Genomic DNA, 15,838 nt, shown 5'->3' with positions numbered 1-15,838 from the left:
AAGCCCGGCACGTCGTCAGACACGACCCCCGGCCGCGGCCGCACAAGGTCCGCCGGCCGCCCCTCGGGGAGCTGGCCGGGCCGGGCCAGGCCGGTCGGGTCGATGCCCAGGTAGCCCAGTACGACGTCACGTTGCGCCGCGACCAGTTCCCGGGTGGTTCGCAGAAACTCCAGCACCACGGCGTCCACCGGTCCGTCACCTCCAAGTTCGGCCAGTCCGGCRGGCCCCGCCGCAGGGTCGTCGGTCGTCTCGCTGTGGTCGGTCACGCCGGCGCGGTCGAACGGGGGAGCCGGCGCCACGGTGTCCTCGACGAACCCGCGCACGCCGACGATCTCGGGCACGGATGCGGCCCCGGGCACGGAGGCGACCCCGGGTGACGTCGTCCGCACCGTCAGCCGGGTCGGCGGCCGCAGCCCACCAGGAAGGAACCGGCCGTCGGGCGTGCGCACATAGGCCCCGTCGATGAGCCAGCCGGGACGGCGCGGCAGGTCCGTCGCGCTGACCACCCGGGCGTCGCGGCCGGTGAACAGCGCGGAGGGGTCGAGCTCGACACCGACGGCGGCGAGCTCGGCGAGGGCCAGCAGCAACCGGCGCAGCCCCGGCTCGCCGGCGACGTCGGTGGCCACCACCCGGTGCGGTCGACCGGCCAGAATTCTGCCGACGAGTTGCGCCAAGACGCGGCCGGGCCCGGCCTCGACGAAGGTCCGCACCCCCGCGGCGTACATCGCCTCGATCTGCTCGACGAACCTGACCGGCGCCGCCACCTGACCGGCGAGCGTCGCCCGCACCTCGTCCGGGCTGCCGGGGTAGGGCCCGGCGGTCGTGTTGGACCAGACCGGCAGGGTCGGCGCCTCGACCTCGACCTCATCGAGCCGGGCGGCCAGCGCCGTCGCCGCTTCCGTCACCACCGGGCTGTGGAAGGCGCACGCGACCGGGATCGGCTTGGCGCTGATGCCGGCCCGGCCGAGAGCCGCCACGGCGGCGGCAACGGCGTCCGTCGGCCCGGAGATCACGCTCTGCCGCGGGGCGTTGTGGTTGGCCACGACGACCCGGCCCGGTCCGGCCTCCCCACCCGTAACGGCCCCGTCGAGCGCGGCGCGGACCTGCTCGACCGACGCGGAGACCGCCGCCATCGTGCCCGGGTCGTCGCCAGCGGCTGCCAGGATCGCCGCGGCACGGGCCTCGCTCAGGCCGATGAGGTCCCGCCGGTCCAGCGCCCCGGCGGCGCACAGCGCGACCAGTTCGCCGTAGGAGTGCCCGGCGACGTGGTCCGGGCGCACCCCGAGGCTGGTCAGCAGGTCGTGGACGGCAAGCCCGGCGAGCCCCAGCGTCGGCTGGGCCGCACGGGTGTCGGTGATCGCGGCCGCCTGGGCGGCCTTCTGCTCCCGGGAGAAGGCCGCCGGCGGGAACATCGTGTCCGCCCACCGGGGGGCGAGGTCCAGCACGGACCGCAGCCGTGGGAAGGCGATGAACAGGTCGGCGAGCATGCCGGGCCGCTGACTGCCCTGACCGGGGAAGAGGAACGCGGTGGCACCCGGATCCGCGTCCTGGTCCCGGACGAACAGACCCGCCCGAGGGTTCGACGTGAACGTGCGCGCCTGGTCGATGGCGGTGGGCAGCGCGTCGAGGTCGCCGGCGACGAACGCGAGCTGGACCGGGCCGCCGCGTTCCGCGCAGACGGTGGAGGCGAGGTCACGCAGACGGAACGGCCGTCCGGCCGCGTCGTTCGCGACGATCAGCTCGGCCAGCCGGTCCAGCGCCCGGGTGGCCGCCACCCGGTCGGTGCCGCGGACGACGAACAACTCCGCGGGCCAGCTGTCGAGGCCGTGGGCGGGCTCGGGCCCGCCGTCATAGGCGGACAGCACGACGTGGAAGTTGGTGCCGCCGAATCCGAAGGCCGACACGCCGGCGTGGCGCCGCTCGGCCGGGGCAACCCACGGCTTGGCGACGTCGTCAAAGTAGAACGGGCTGCTCTCGGCGTCCCAATAGGCGTTCGGCGTGTCGATGTGCAGGGTCGGCGGCCGTACCCCGGTCTCGACGGCCTTGGCCATTTTGATCAGACCGGCCAGGCCCGCCGCACACTTCGTGTGCCCGATCTGCGACTTCACCGAACCCACCGCGCACTGGCCCGGCGTCGCACCGTGGTTGGTGAAGACCTCGGTGAGGGTGGCGAGCTCGGTGCGGTCCCCCACGACCGTTCCGGTCGCGTGCGCCTCCAGCAGACCGATCTCGCTGGGCGAGATCCCCGCCCGCCCGTAGGCCCGTTCCAGGGAGAGCACCTGGYCGGCCTTGCGCGGCGCGGTCAGCCCCAGGGCCCGCCCGTCGGAGGAACCGGCGACGGCCCGGATGACGGCGTGGATCCGGTCGCCGTCCCGTTCGGCGTCCGCGAGCCGCTTGAGCACGACGACGGCCACCCCCTCACCGAGGCTGGTGCCGTCGGCGCCCGCGTCGAAGCTGCGGCACCGACCGCCCGGAGACAGCGCATGGACGGAGGAGAACAGCAGAAAGTCGTGGGCGCCCGCGTGGGTGTCCACGCCGCCGCACAGCACCATGTCCGAGGTGCCCGCGACGAGCTCCTTGCAGGCGGCGTCGAGGGCGGCGAGCGACGACGCGCAGGCCGCGTCCACGGTGAAGTTCACCCCGCCGAGGTCCAGCCGGTTGGCGACCCGGCCAGCGATGACGTTCGCGAGCATGCCCGGGAACGAGTCCTCGTCCAGCTCCGGCAGGAACTCCTCCAGCTCGGCCGGCAGGTCCCCGAGCAGCGCCGGCCACAGGGAGCGGAAGCTGTAGGCACCGGAGAGATCCGTCCCGGCCTCCGTGCCGAAGACCACCGACGTGCGGGAGCGGTCGAACGCCCGACTCTCGCCGGCGGTCTTCTGGCCCACGTCCTTCTGGCCCGCGTCGTACCCGGCGCCGCTCAGCGCGCGGGCGGCGACCTCCAGCGCGAGGAGCTGGCTGGTCTCGATACTGCGCAGCGACTTCGGCGGGATACCGTAGGCCAGCGCGTCGAACGGCACCTGCGGGAGGAAACCGCCCCATCTCGACGGCGTCCTGCGGCCAGCGTCCCTGAGCACCGCGTCCGGGTGGTAGTAGACCTCGGCATCCCAGCGATCGGCCGGGACCTCGCGGATGGCGTCGTTGCCGGCGACGATGTTCGCCCAGAAGCTGGCCAGGTCCGGGGCGTCCGGGAAGATCGCGGACATCCCGACGATCGCGATGTCGAGCGGCCGGGCGGCCGGGCGGCCGGGCGCCGCGCTCCTGTCGGCGGGCCGCGGCTCGGCGGAGCGCAGCTCGGCGGAGCGGGCGGCGAGCCCGGCCGTGGCCTGCGCGGTGACCTCGTCATGCAGCTCGGCGATGCTCGTCCGCCGCGAACGCAGGGCGGCGACCTGTCCGATCATGTACATGCCGTCCCGGGCCTGGGTCGCGGGATCGACCGTGACGACCTCGCTGCCCTCACGGCGCAGGCCCTTGCTCGCGACCCGCAGCCGGCCGAGGTTGAGCGCCTCGAGCTCCTCCCACATCTGCTGGCGGGAGTTGCCGGCGGCGATCAGCTCACGGCGACGGCCCAGAAAGGTGTGGACGTACGCGGACTCCACGCACCGGGTGGCATGACCGGGAGAGGTCTCGAGCAGCACGGTGCGCTCGCAGTCGAGAGCGGCCTGCTGGAAACCCGGCAGGATCGCCCCGGACGCGACGGCCTCGGCGGTGAACAGGTACGCGGTGCCCATCAGCACGCCGACGCTCGCGCCCCGCTCGGCGAGCGGCCCGGCCGCCGCGGCGACCATCGCAGCGGAACGGGCGTCATGCACGCCCCCGGCGAACAGCAGATGCAGGCCCGCGAAGAAGTCCGGACCGGCCTGATCGGTCGTGCCGAACTCCAGCAGGCCGGCGATCTGCGCCTCCCACAGCGGGAAGCTCGCCCGCGGCCCGACGTGCCCGCCGCATTCACGCCCCTCGAAGACGAACTTGCGCGCGCCGTCGGCCAGGAAACGGTTCAGCAGCCCCGGGGACGGGACATGCAGGAACGTGTCGATGCCGGCGGCCTCCAGCGGGGCCGCCTGTGCCGGGCGACCTCCGGCGACGATCGCGCAGGCAGGACGCACGTCATGCACGGCGGCGAGTTGGGCGGCCCGCAGCGGCGCCGGGGCGAACCCGAGGACCCCGACCCCCCAGGGCGCGTCCCCGAGCAGGTCCGCGGTCTCCTCCAGCAGGGCGCGGCTGTCCTCGCCGCTCATCAGCGCCAGGGCGAGGAAAGGCAGCCCGCCCTCGTCGGCGACGGCATGAGCGAACGCCGCCCGGTCGCTGACCCGCGTCATCGGTCCCTGCGCGACCGGGTGGCGCAGGCCGCGGGCAGCGGCGAAGGGCRCACCGGGGGCGAGGGGACGGGTACGGGCGGCGGCAGCGATGCCCTCGCGGATGCCCTGACGCACGGCCCGTACGACACCGCCCGCGGTCACGTGGCGGTCGGCGAGATCGGCGGCGAACGCTCCGTCCTGGCCGACCGGGAGAAACTGGTTACGCAGATCACGCGCACCCAGCCGGAACGGGATCGCCGTGGCAGCGCCGGCCATGGCGGCGCCCGTCATGGCGGCGACGGGCAGATCGGGGCGGGTGTACACCCGGTAGCCGGCGAGGAGGGTGGTCTCGCTGCCGTCCATCGCGCGGATCGCCGCCGCGACCTGTGCCGGCAGCTCCATCTCACGCACCAGGGCGAGCTGGGAGTCCAGGACCACACCGGCCGCGCCGCCGGCCACCGCGGCCGCCGCGGTGGCCGGACCGATCCCGCCAGCGGCAAACACGGGCAGCGGCGCGCCCTCGGTGGTGACGAACGCCTGCGCGAGCAGATGTTGCAGGAGGGTGAAGGTGGTGAGGTCGCCCACAGGCCCCCCGGACTCGTTGCCTCGCGCGATCAGTCCCTCGACCCCCGCCGCCACCGCGTCGCGCGCCTGCGCAACCGAGGTGACCTCCGCCCAGACCCGGCGCCGCGCCTCTCCACGCGGCCCGCTCGTCCGCCACCGGCTCGTCAGCGCGCCGATGTCCCAGCGGCTCCCCGGGCCCGGCCCGGCATCCGCCCACGCGACGGGGCCGGATCGGGGATCCGGACCGGATCGGGCGACGAGTACGACGGTCCCGACGCTCGCGGGCAGCTCGTCGGGATCGAGGGGGCAGCCGGGGGCAGCCCGCACCCCGAACCGGCCCGGCRCCCACCRCGCGGCGTCCCGCAGCGCATCACGCGCCGGTCCGGCCAGCAGCCCGAGATCCAGCACCCCGAGCCCTCCGGCCCGCTGCACCGCGGCGACCAGGGACGCGGACGGTTCGGCGAACGGCGTGATCACCACGACCAGCTCGCGGGCGTCGAGCGGATCGCGGTCGGCGGGATTGGCCGGCGAGGCCACGGGTGACGCGCTGGGTGCAGTGGTCATCGGCTGGTCCTCCCGACCGGTCCCCGCCTGAGGCAGGGCGCTGAGGGGGCAGAGGCTGAGGGAGCTGTGCTGGTCCGCATGGGCGGGCAATCGCTGGTCCGGATGGGCGGGTAATCGCTGGTCCGCGTGGGCGGGCACCTCAAGGGCAGGCGGGCAGCCGGCAGACCCGTGGCCGGCAGCGCGTCCGCTGCCGCACGATCGTCGCGGCGGCGCATCGAGGCCATGGAACTCACCCACCGAACCAGCATGATCGACTYGTTTCGGACGACAGGACCGCCCGCACCATCCAGACCTCCTGGTCAGTGCCGTCGGGACGGCAGACATCCGGGAAGCCGCATCCGCCCTGAGTATGCGAAAAACGAACCAACCCCCAACAGGCTGTCGCGGAACTGGTGTCCCCCGGTCCCACGGCGGCCGCATCCGATTAGCCGACACGGGATTGCCAACGTGCGCGGAATACTAGCCGGCTCGGTTGGGATCATTGCGCGGTGCCGGACCACAGCGGTGATCGTGGGCCCATCGGACCACTGGCGCGGTCGCCGTGACCAGGTTCGGACGACATCCAGTCGCCGGCTCGCCCACCGCCGGACATCGATGACGATGTCGCGGATCGGGATTACACAGAGCCCGCAGGGGTGTGCACCGGGCGACGTCATCAATCGCTGCGGCCATCGATGGAGGTTACGAATGAGTATCACGCAGGTCGCTATCCCGGTCGCCGGTCGCGGCGGTTTCTCTTCAGAATCGATCATCTAATGCGGCGATGAACAGATGTGGCTACTTTCCGGCAACACACGCCCGCACGCGCAGGGCCTGGAGAAATCGGATGCGAGGACGACGCCCCGGGAGGTATGGAACCACGGGCGGACACCGTCCTGAAAATCGATCGTGGTCGCCGCCGGCCGGGTCAGGCGCTGACGGACGGAGACTGACTCCTTCAGACCCCATGCGGACCAGAAGGGACATCGGCCAACCTAGTCACAGCGCGCCGTCGATCGCAAGCTTATCCGATCAACTTTCCGGCAACGACCTCAATAGGGATGCCAATGGCAACATTTCAGCCACAATAAGCGACAGTCGTCGCGGGGCGTGCAGGACATGACCCTCGGGACCGGTCAGGCGAGGCCAGATCGATTACCACGGACCGGCTTTGTCACCCGGGTGGGATCATCGGCACGCGGCCGTCGGCACCGGGAACGGACACGCAGGGTGTCCGTTCCCGCCACTGCTCGATCATCGGGACCGGCCTCTCGCCTCATCCCTTCGCGCCGAAATGCCGGCGGCCCCGATGGAGAGGTCGATCATGATCGCCGTCATCGGAGGATCAGGTGCCGGCGACCGCGTCCCGCGCGGTGGCGCACCGGGGTTCGCGGCTCRAATCTGAGGTCGTAGATCATCGGCACCGCCGCGGATCCCACGGATCCCACCGATCGAACATCCACGGCAGCGGCCTCATGACCTTATGACGTCACAGTTTCAGGGCCGCGGGTTGCCGGGGGCCGCGAACGCGCTCGTCTCCCGCTGCCACGCGATCGCCAGCTGGGTCCGGTTCGTGCACCCCGTCGCCACGAGCGCATGGGTGAGATGGTGCTTGACCGTGTCGATGCTGATGCACAGCGCCTCGGCGACCTGGCGGTTGGAACGGCCTTCGGCGACGAGACGGACGACGTCGCGCTCGCGCGCCGACAGCTTGCCCGCGACCGACGGGCCCGGGTCCGCCCGGATGTAGAAACGCAGGAGATTACCGAGATGCCGCCCGAGAACTGCCCCGACGGCGCGGTCCCGCGGTCCGAACGCGCCCGGCCGAGAATCCAGCAGGGACACCACGGCGCCCACGTTCGACGGACCGAACAGGCGGATGAGCAGCTTCGCGTGGATGCCGTGTGCCCGCAGAAACCGCTCCAGGCGCATCCGCACCTCCGGGCGTTCCGGGACGCCGAGATCGTCAAGGGTGGCGAGCCCCCGCTCGCGGACCGAACGCAGGCTGTCCGGATTGCTGAGGGCCTCCAGCTCCCGGTAACGCTCCAGGTAGGGGCCCGCGAGTCGAAGCGCCAGCCCGCGACCGGTGGGCCGGGCGTCCTGGAAGGCGGTCTCGAGCGAGGAGCCCAGGAAGAAGGCGGAATGCCGGTAACCGAGATGCCGGGCCATGCCGTCCAGGGCGAGCTCGCGGAAGGATGCCAGCGACGACGCCCGCTCGCAGTCCTCCACCACGCGCAGGATGCCGCGCAGCTCGGCCGCGCCGAGAGCCAGGTCCCGCGGCATCGGCGCGGTACGCGCCACCGGAGCGGACCGGACGGGCGGGCCACCGGCCGGGACCGCGCGGCCGGTGGCGCTCGGCACGTCGCCGCGGCCCATCGGCGAGCCGCCCATCGGCACGCCGCTCCCCGGCGGGCCGGAGCGCTGGTGCAGCGGTCGCCCCGCACCGGCGCCGGTGGCGGCGGAATGCCGGGTGGCCGGCGAGCGGTGCGGCGGGGTCAGCGGTGCGGGTGAGCTCGCGGAGACACGCCTCGCGACCCGGCCCGCCGCAGCGGCCTCGGCGGATGTGTCGACGGTCACGCCAATTCGCGGCCGATGTAGTGCGTCCTCACCGATAACATCATGCGGGCGGGAAACTCGGTCGGTCACACGTGCCTCCGGGGGGGTCAGAACTCAGAACCGACGCCAGGCCTCGTCCGCTAGGGACGATGCCGCCAGGTTGATTTCCGGCGAAGTTGGACAGGTTCGGCAAGCGTAGGGCCCACCTCCCTCGCTACGCCAGCAGTCGCCCACGCCCCCCCCGATCACACTCACCCCGCATCTTCGGCTCAGCCGGGGAAAACGCGACCTTAACGCACGTAAACGTTTGGGATGACGGCGTCCGGCGGCCCCCCGGCAGTGGCTCGAGGTGATTTTTCCCTCCCGCTGGCACCGCCCGTCGGGGCTACCTCACAAGTACGAGATTGGCTCCCCCGGCCTCGATCGCGGCCGCGAAAGAAGCCGGAAAACGTCCTCCGGCGCGGGTGAGCCCTGGATCCCGACCGACATCGACAGCATGAACATTGGTCACGCAGGGTATCCACGGCGGCAGTGCACGGTTTCGCCAGCGGTCCGCGGCCCGCCCCGGAGGGGTGGAGTTCTCCGCTCCCCGCACGGACCACCCATCCCATGGTGCCGCTCCACGACGACGACACATCGAGCGCGGACACCATCGAGCGCGGCCGGGGCGCGATGTGGCCATGCACCGATCATCGACCGGCCGAAGCCACAGGTCGAAGCCACAGCAGGAGACCAAAGCCACGGTAGGAGAGAGGCGGAGGTACGAAGGCGATGACCTTGGGGCGGTCGGTCTTCCTGGTCGTGGTGGGTGCCATCCTGCGCTACGCGCTCACCTGGCACACCACCGGAGTGGATCTCCAGGTTCTGGGTCTGATCCTGATGATCACGGGGATCGTGACATCGATGATCTGCCTGCTCCGCGCCTTCCTGCCGGCACCGGCACGGGCCACCGCACGTACCCGCGGAGCGGGGCGGACACCGATCGGGCCTGGTCCCGGCCCGATCGGGCGGCGCATCGAACGAACGGCGGYGTTCGGCACATACCGGTACGGCCCACCGCAGCCCGGGTCCAACAGGATCCAGAGGGATGCCGGCTACCTCGATGCCGGTCACACGGGCCCCGGTCACACGGAGAGCGACCGCACCGATGCCGGCTATGCGGACGCAGTGGAYGACGGACCCGGCTCGGGGGGAGGGTACCCACCCCCGTGCCCGCCGCGATTCACTGAATCACCGTCATCCTGATCGCGGCGCCCCGACCACCGGACCGTTGACCTCCCACCTAAAATTTATTTTTACGATAAACGGTATGACTATTTACAATAGACGCAATTCGCGCGCGCGATGTACAGCGTCGCGACGCCGTGGCACGTCGAGCTTGCGGTAGATGCTCTTCAGGTGCGTCTTCACCGTGTTCACGGAGACGAAGAGCTCGGCGGCGATCTCGGTGGTCGTCAACATCGTCGGCAGATAGCTGAGGACCGCGAGTTCCCGGTCGCTGAGCCGGCCACCCGCACCGGGTCCCCGCCCGTCCCTGGAACCGGGTGAGCGCTCACGCGCCCCCGGCTGCCCTAGGGAGATCGGACTTGTTCCCGTCCCAAGGCCGTAGCCCGCCGGACCGGAGGGGCCGGAGGGGCCGGAGGGGCCGCGCGGGACGTCGGCCCCCTGCCTGTCACGGTCAGGCGGCGCCGAGCGCGCCGCGGGGGTCATGAGGGCCGGACGTGCCATTCGCCCGCTCATGACGGATCGACGTGGGGTGGCCGGCCACGCGGGCGCGGGCACCGCCACCTCTCCGCTCGGCATCCCCCCGCTCGGCGTCCCCCCGTTCGGCACCTCCAGGCCGGCCGCCCCCAGAGGCGGCACCCCCAGAGGCGGCACCCCCGCCCCGGATACGGCCATGACCGGTCCGCCGTCGGTCGGCGTCCGCGGGTTCACCGCGGCGGCGGACTCCGTCGTGGCCATGGCCCGCAAAGTCGACACGAAGAACGGATGTGCGGCGGAGAGGCCGGGATGGGCATCCAAGATCGCCAACGGTTCGCCGCCGAATTCGAGGAACGGGCCAGCGAGTCCCTCGTCCTCGGCGAGCGCGAGGGCACGCGCCAGCAGGTCGGTGGCCCGCGCATGGTCATCACGCCGCGCGGCCGCCACCGCTGCCACCACACATGCCGACACCACCGAACCGCCTCCGCCACCGTCCGCCCGCAGCAGAGCCGCCACCGCGTGCTCCGCTCCCTCTAGATCAGCGCACGCGAGGTTCGCCCGGGCCGCCGCGAGCGCGAGAGCATGGTCCGGCCGGCGGGTGTCGGCCAGCTGGCCCAGCAGCTGCCGGGCAGCCTGGGCGTTCCCGACGGCGATCAGCAGGTCGGTCTCGGCGGCGCGCCACAGCGACAGACACAGCGGCGGTCCGGCCGGCCGTCCTCGCGACGCCAGGAGACGGCGGGCAGCCCGCACATCGTCCGCCTCCCCACGCCGGCATCGCGCCCTCGCCTCCAGCACGACGATCAGATCGAGCAGGTAGGGAGGATGCGCCGGGGTGAAGGCCATCCGCGCGAGGTCGAGATGGTGCGTGACACGCACGTCGTCGACCCGGGCTGCCGCCACCATCGCATGGGCGAGATGCGCCTCGACCAGGCCTGCCGGCATGTCGGTCCGACCATCCGAGGATGCGGGGACGGCCGTGGGATCGACCGGGCTGGCAGTGATCACAGCGGCGGTGGCGACCGCCGCTGCCGCGCTGGACTCGGCCTGCCGCAACCGACCCCGTAGCACGTAGGCGAGAGCCATCGCCCCGGACGCCGATGCCTCGACCGTCCGCAGACCGGTATCCCGGGCCGCCGTCATCGCCTCCCGCAACGCCTCCAGCGCCAGGTCGGGACGGCCGAGCCAGAGCTCCGCCCGCCCGCGCGCACACCAGGCCACGGCTGCCGCGATCCTGTCGGAACCATCCACGCCCCCATCCACGCCACCACCGGTCGATCGCGCGACGATCCCGGCCGGGCGGTCCGGCGGGGCCCCACCGACGACGGAGCCGGGGCGGGCCACGTCTCCCCCGACGTGATCACGTCGAACACCGCCCGGCTCCCGTCCGGGACCTTCGGCGCCCCCGACGGGGCCGGCGGGCAGGAACCGGGGATCTCCCGGCGGCCGCATGTCGGCGGGCGGTCGTGGCCGGCCCTTCCCCGCAGCCTCCGCCCGCCCCGTCACACCGGCAACCACCGGACCAACCGGCTGCGGCACGGCGCCCGGCCTGCCCGGGGACCGTAGCAACCGGCGGGTGATGCTCAGCATCTCCTCGCACGCCCCGGCGAGCTCCGCCCGGCGCAGGTCGACGAGATCGGCCCGGACCGCGAGCGCGCGACGACGGGACACGACCGCCGCGGCGATGCTCCCCCGGGCCACCTGCAGGTATCTGGTGGCCGCCCCCACCTGTCCCCGGCCCAGCCGGCCCACGGCGGCGACCAGTGCGCACTCCGGCGACCACGAGGCCGGGGAGTCCGGCATCCCCGTCATGATCGGGTTGAACCCCGCGACGCCGCCATGCAGGGCGTCCACCATCTCGGTCCCATCGACGAGCAGGCAGGCCGCGTACCACCAATCCCCGGCATGCGCGGCGTGATGTACCGCGTCCGTCGTCCGACGGTGCGCGGCGAACCAGATCGCGGCTCGCAAGTGGAGCTCAGCGGTGTCCTCGTCGCCGTCCGCGGCCAACGCGGAACGCAGCACCGCGGCAAGCAGCCGGTGAAAGCGGAACCATCCGCCGTCGTGGTCGAGCTCGACCACGAAGCCGTCGGCATGCGCGAGTGCCGCCAGAACTTCCTTCCCGCTCACCCGTGCGCCCACCGTGGGTGCCGGCGCGGCACGCGAGCCGGTAGCCGCCGCCAGGACGCCCGCGTCCATCCGCTCGGCCGCGACGGCGTCCGCCAGCGGCCCGGTCATGCGCTCCAGGACACTGGTCCGCAGGAGGAAGCGGCGTACCGGCGACGGCTTACCGGCTAGCACCTCGGCCCGCAGGAAATCGGCGATCGCGGGATGGCCGGCCACGGCGCCGGAGAAACCAGCCGTGTCACCGAGGCCACCGGACGGGGATGCGACGGCCGCTTCCCACCGCCCATCCRCCCCCGGCAGTGGTCGTCGTTCCCGTGCGGCGAGCGCCCCGGCCGCCAGCCTCAGCCCGGCCGCCCAGCCCTCGGTGACGTGCACGAGACCGCTCACCGTCGCGGGCGACGCCGTGATCTCCTGCCGGCCCGTGATCTCCTGCCGGCCCAGGAGCGCGGCGGCCTCCGCCCGGGTGAAGGCGAGATCTGCCGGGCCGATCTCGGTGATCCACCCGGCGGCCCGCAGCCGGTGCAGCGCCACGGGCACCATCCGGCCCATCAGAATGATCCGGGCCCGATCCGCGGCCCCGTCGATCAGCAGTTCGAGGCCGTCGAGGTCCGAACGCCGGGTGATCAGATGCACGTCGTCGAGGATCAGTATGAAGGACGTCGGGAGGTCGGCGAGGATGTTGGCGAGCCGTCGGTAACGCCGATCATAAAGATCGTCGGCCGCGGGACCGTACCGGCTCCCAAAGCCCTCACCGGCCGGGAGCAGACCGTGTCGTCCCAGCCCGTGCAGCAGCTGCGGCCACAGTGGGAGGCCCGGCCCCCCGCCACGCGGGCCGGGGACGACCGCCGGATCGACCCGCACCCACACGATCGGCGTCTCCCCCCGCCGGGCCGCGGCCCAGGCCGCGACCAGCACCGTCTTGCCCGAGCCGGCCGGAGCCCGCACCACCGTGAGGGGCAGGACGGTGGCGGCGTCGAGTGCGTCGAGCAGCCGTGGTCGATCGACATGACCCGGCGGGGCCGGCGGGGGGACGAACCGGTTCAGGAGCAGCGGCAGGCTTTCGGGACCGTCCGCGGGATCCTCCTCCCCGGGACGGGGAGCGGCATCCTCCGGGCGGAGGGGCCGTCGACCCTCAAATGCGGCGGGACGGGACCGGACGGAACCGGACATCGGTGACTGTTCGTCGAGCATCCGCACCACCCCCAGCGACAAACTCGCGCTAGGTAGTGGTACGCCTACTCAGACGACCGGGCAACCGGGCAACCGGTCCGCACCGCCCGCCGTCGAGGGACACCCCGCCCCGGGACCCGGCCCTCAGGCCGCGCAGTCCGAACAGACGACGTGACGGACGTCTGCGAGCTGGCTGCGGTGCTGCACCAGGAAGCATCGAGTGCAGGTGAACTCGTCGGCCTGCCGGGGAAGTACCCGCAGCGACAGTTCCTCGTCGCGCACCTCCGCATCCGGAAGGTCCARCTCGGCCTCGAGGGCGTCCATGTCGTCCCCCAGGTCCGCCGCCGCACCGGCGCGCTGCGCCTTGAGCGTCTCCAGGCTCTGTTCCTGGAGCTCGTCCTCCTCGACATCCGTGCTTCGCCGAGCGTCGAAGTCACGAGCCATGCGTCTCCTTCCTTTCCCTGCCGTCGTTCACCCAATGGGTATGCCAACCCATCGGTCTTGGGTTCGACCGAGCGTGAGGAGCCATGAAACACTGCACCTCAGGACATCGGCTGGTTACAGTACGCAGTGACCCCAAAGATTGAGGTGACGCGATGCCCTGTGTCCGCATTTCCGGGTGCCTCCACCACATCCAAGGGTCCCGGCCGGAACGCGGATCTCCAGAGCCGAGCGAAGGATACGGGGCGGAACCGCGTCAGGCCAGGCAGCGCCTGGCTGGCGCGGTGTCACTCCCGCCACAGCCATGATCAAACATCACGACTCCGGTGGACCGCCCGCATCTCGATCGATGCGGCACCGTACACCACCTGGACGCCGCGCCGTCATCGGATGGTCGGAAAGGGCCACGCAAGCCTGGGGGCCGACCGGCCGGATCTAGAGATACAGACCCGTCAGGCCGTCGTCCAACCGCTCCGCCGCGACGGCGTGCACGTCCCGCTCCCGCAGCAGAACGTAGGTGGTCGAGTGCAGCTCCACCTCGGCCCGGTCCTCGGGGTCGAACAACACCCGATCGCCAACCTGGATGGTCCGCAYGGCCGTCCCCACCGCGACGACGTCCGCCCAGGACAGGCGCTTCCCCATATGCGCGGTCGGGGGGATGACGATGCCCGCCTTCGACCGCCGGTCCACGGAATCCTCACGCGGCTCGACCAGCACGCGGTCGTGCAGGAGCCTGATTGGCAGCGCGCCGGACTGCATGACACCCGATTGCGTGCCCACCCCAGCCGCGCCGACCCCGTTGACACCGCCGGACACAACGTTCACAGGGTCGGACACTACCCGCCTTCCAATCACCGGTGACACCCCAGGCGGCATTTCACGACCGCCCGATCGACCGACCACGTCCGCCGGCCGAGACTTTCCACGCCTCCCGGCCGGCATCCACGCACCCCACACCTCCTCACCGGAGGGGCCAGCCCGGCCGCCCTGATTCCCCGCCAACGTTCCGCCCGGGAATGCCCTCGGGTGACGGGACGCGACGAAGAACGCGATACCCCCACTTCGCCTTATCGGAGCAGAGCCAGCCGAACCTCCCCGGATGGGGAATGGTCTCCCAACGCGGTATAAGCTGCCGCCCATCGCCGCCCGGGCTGGCGCTGACGGGGGCGAGCCGGTCACCCCTCGATCGTCCGTTGGCGCCCAGGTAACCGTCGGCACGTAACGAACCTCAGGGATGGGGCACGATCATGGCACTGCGTATCAGCGTCGACCTCGATGGGCTACGGTGGGCCGATCTGTTCCGCTTCGTCGATCTCGCCCGCAGCGGCGGCATCAGCGCGGAGGACCAGGTTGACGTCATCACCTACGGCAGTGACCCGATGTCGGTCAGCCTGTCGGCCCGCATCTACCCGGCATCCGAGGGGTTCCTCTCCACGGAGCAGCCGGACACCTCCGGCGACAGCATGCGCGGCGCCCCGCTCTCGATCAGCCCCGGGGCCGGCAGTCCCAACGGCTCGGGGTTCGCCTACGACGGTCCCACCGACCGCGCGGCCTCGGCCAACGGTGCCCACTACCCGGCGTTCGACAACGCCGCGGACCGTGCGGTCCCGCAGAGCAGCAACGGCCTGCCGTCCTCCTACGGACCCGGGTACGACGGACCCGCCGAGCGGGGCGCTCAGGCGGCGGGGGGTGGGCACTATCCCGCGTTCGACGGCCAGCCCGACCGCATGCCGCCGGGTGCCGGCGGGCAGTTCGCGGGTTTCTAGCCGTTCGACCGGTCCGCGCCGGGCAAGGAGCCCGGAGGTGCCCCCGGGCAGGTCGAAAGTCCCTACATCGAGGAGTTCGCCAGGCTTCAGGAGGGTCTGATGCGGCAGGTCCGCCGCACGGACGAGGTCCGGCCGGACCGGTCCTGATCTGCGATCAGCGCCTCCCCGCGGCCACGCCGTCCGGACTCCGGCTCGGCATGACCATGCGGCCCGTCCCGGCGAACCCACTTCCCGCCCTCACCGCACGTAAGGGAGAGGGAACCATCAGCGGCGTCTGGTACCGCGAGTCAGAAACGGAACGTGAGTCAGCGGTGACGGTGAACCCGAACGGGCTACACCCTTCGTGCCCGCTGGCCCGCTATGGTGCATGCTGCCGGTGATGGAGGATCCGCGCCTTGCTGACGTCGAGCAGTATCACGGGCGACTGCGCTCGGAGCTCGACGTCATCGCCCGTGGGCCGGTCCTGGTCGGCCCGAAGATCGTCGAGCATATTCACTCGCTGATCACCCTCATCGACCTTCATCAGCCGAATGAGTTCGACCTCTGCCTGAGCTGCGACCGTCTCTGGCCCTGCGCGTCGATCATCGCGATCACCGGCATGTCGCCGGGCGCCGCACCGGACAGCCGGGCGGTTGACGAGGCCAGGATGTTCCCTCCGGCTCGCCCCGCGGCCAGACC

General features: G+C 72.1%; 6 protein-coding genes and 1 pseudogene. 2 read left to right on the top strand and 5 right to left on the bottom strand.

Features of this window, described 5'->3' with window-relative positions; genetic code table 11:
• From KBI5_RS01430 to KBI5_RS01400, 5 genes are all read right to left on the bottom strand, one after another.
• Positions 1-5,423: type I polyketide synthase (locus tag KBI5_RS01430; RefSeq protein ID WP_085014097.1), on the bottom strand; the 5,423-nt coding region annotated here is incomplete at its 3' end.
• A 1,476-nt stretch (positions 5,424-6,899) separates the two neighbouring features.
• Entirely contained in the window at positions 6,900-7,979 is a 1,080-nt protein-coding gene (locus tag KBI5_RS01425; RefSeq protein ID WP_235462948.1) for a LuxR C-terminal-related transcriptional regulator, read from the bottom strand.
• A 1,296-nt stretch (positions 7,980-9,275) separates the two neighbouring features.
• Positions 9,276-12,953 (bottom strand): LuxR family transcriptional regulator, encoded by a 3,678-nt coding sequence (locus KBI5_RS27470; RefSeq protein ID WP_241882594.1) that lies wholly within the window; start codon positions 12,951-12,953, stop codon positions 9,276-9,278.
• A 144-nt stretch (positions 12,954-13,097) separates the two neighbouring features.
• On the bottom strand, positions 13,098-13,397 hold the full coding sequence (locus KBI5_RS01405; protein WP_011435374.1) for a DUF4193 family protein: 300 nt from the start codon (positions 13,395-13,397) through the stop codon (positions 13,098-13,100).
• Positions 13,398-13,829: 432 nt separating this feature from the next.
• Complete coding sequence (locus KBI5_RS01400; RefSeq protein WP_085014094.1) at positions 13,830-14,219, bottom strand: co-chaperone GroES; 390 nt, start codon at positions 14,217-14,219, stop codon at positions 13,830-13,832.
• Positions 14,220-14,641: 422 nt separating this feature from the next.
• Between KBI5_RS01400 and KBI5_RS01395 the strand changes: the two are divergent.
• Positions 14,642-15,307, top strand: a pseudogene (locus KBI5_RS01395) (hypothetical protein).
• 232 nt (positions 15,308-15,539) lie between these two features.
• The coding region (locus KBI5_RS01390; RefSeq protein WP_133056949.1) for a hypothetical protein at positions 15,540-15,838 on the top strand (299 nt) is incomplete at its 3' end.

Origin of the sequence: Frankia sp. KB5 (assembly GCF_002099325.1) — a bacterium.
Taxonomy (GTDB): domain Bacteria; phylum Actinomycetota; class Actinomycetes; order Frankiales; family Frankiaceae; genus Frankia; species Frankia casuarinae.
Note: the sequence above shows the minus strand (reverse complement) of the source record. Positions and strands in the feature narration are given on the sequence as shown.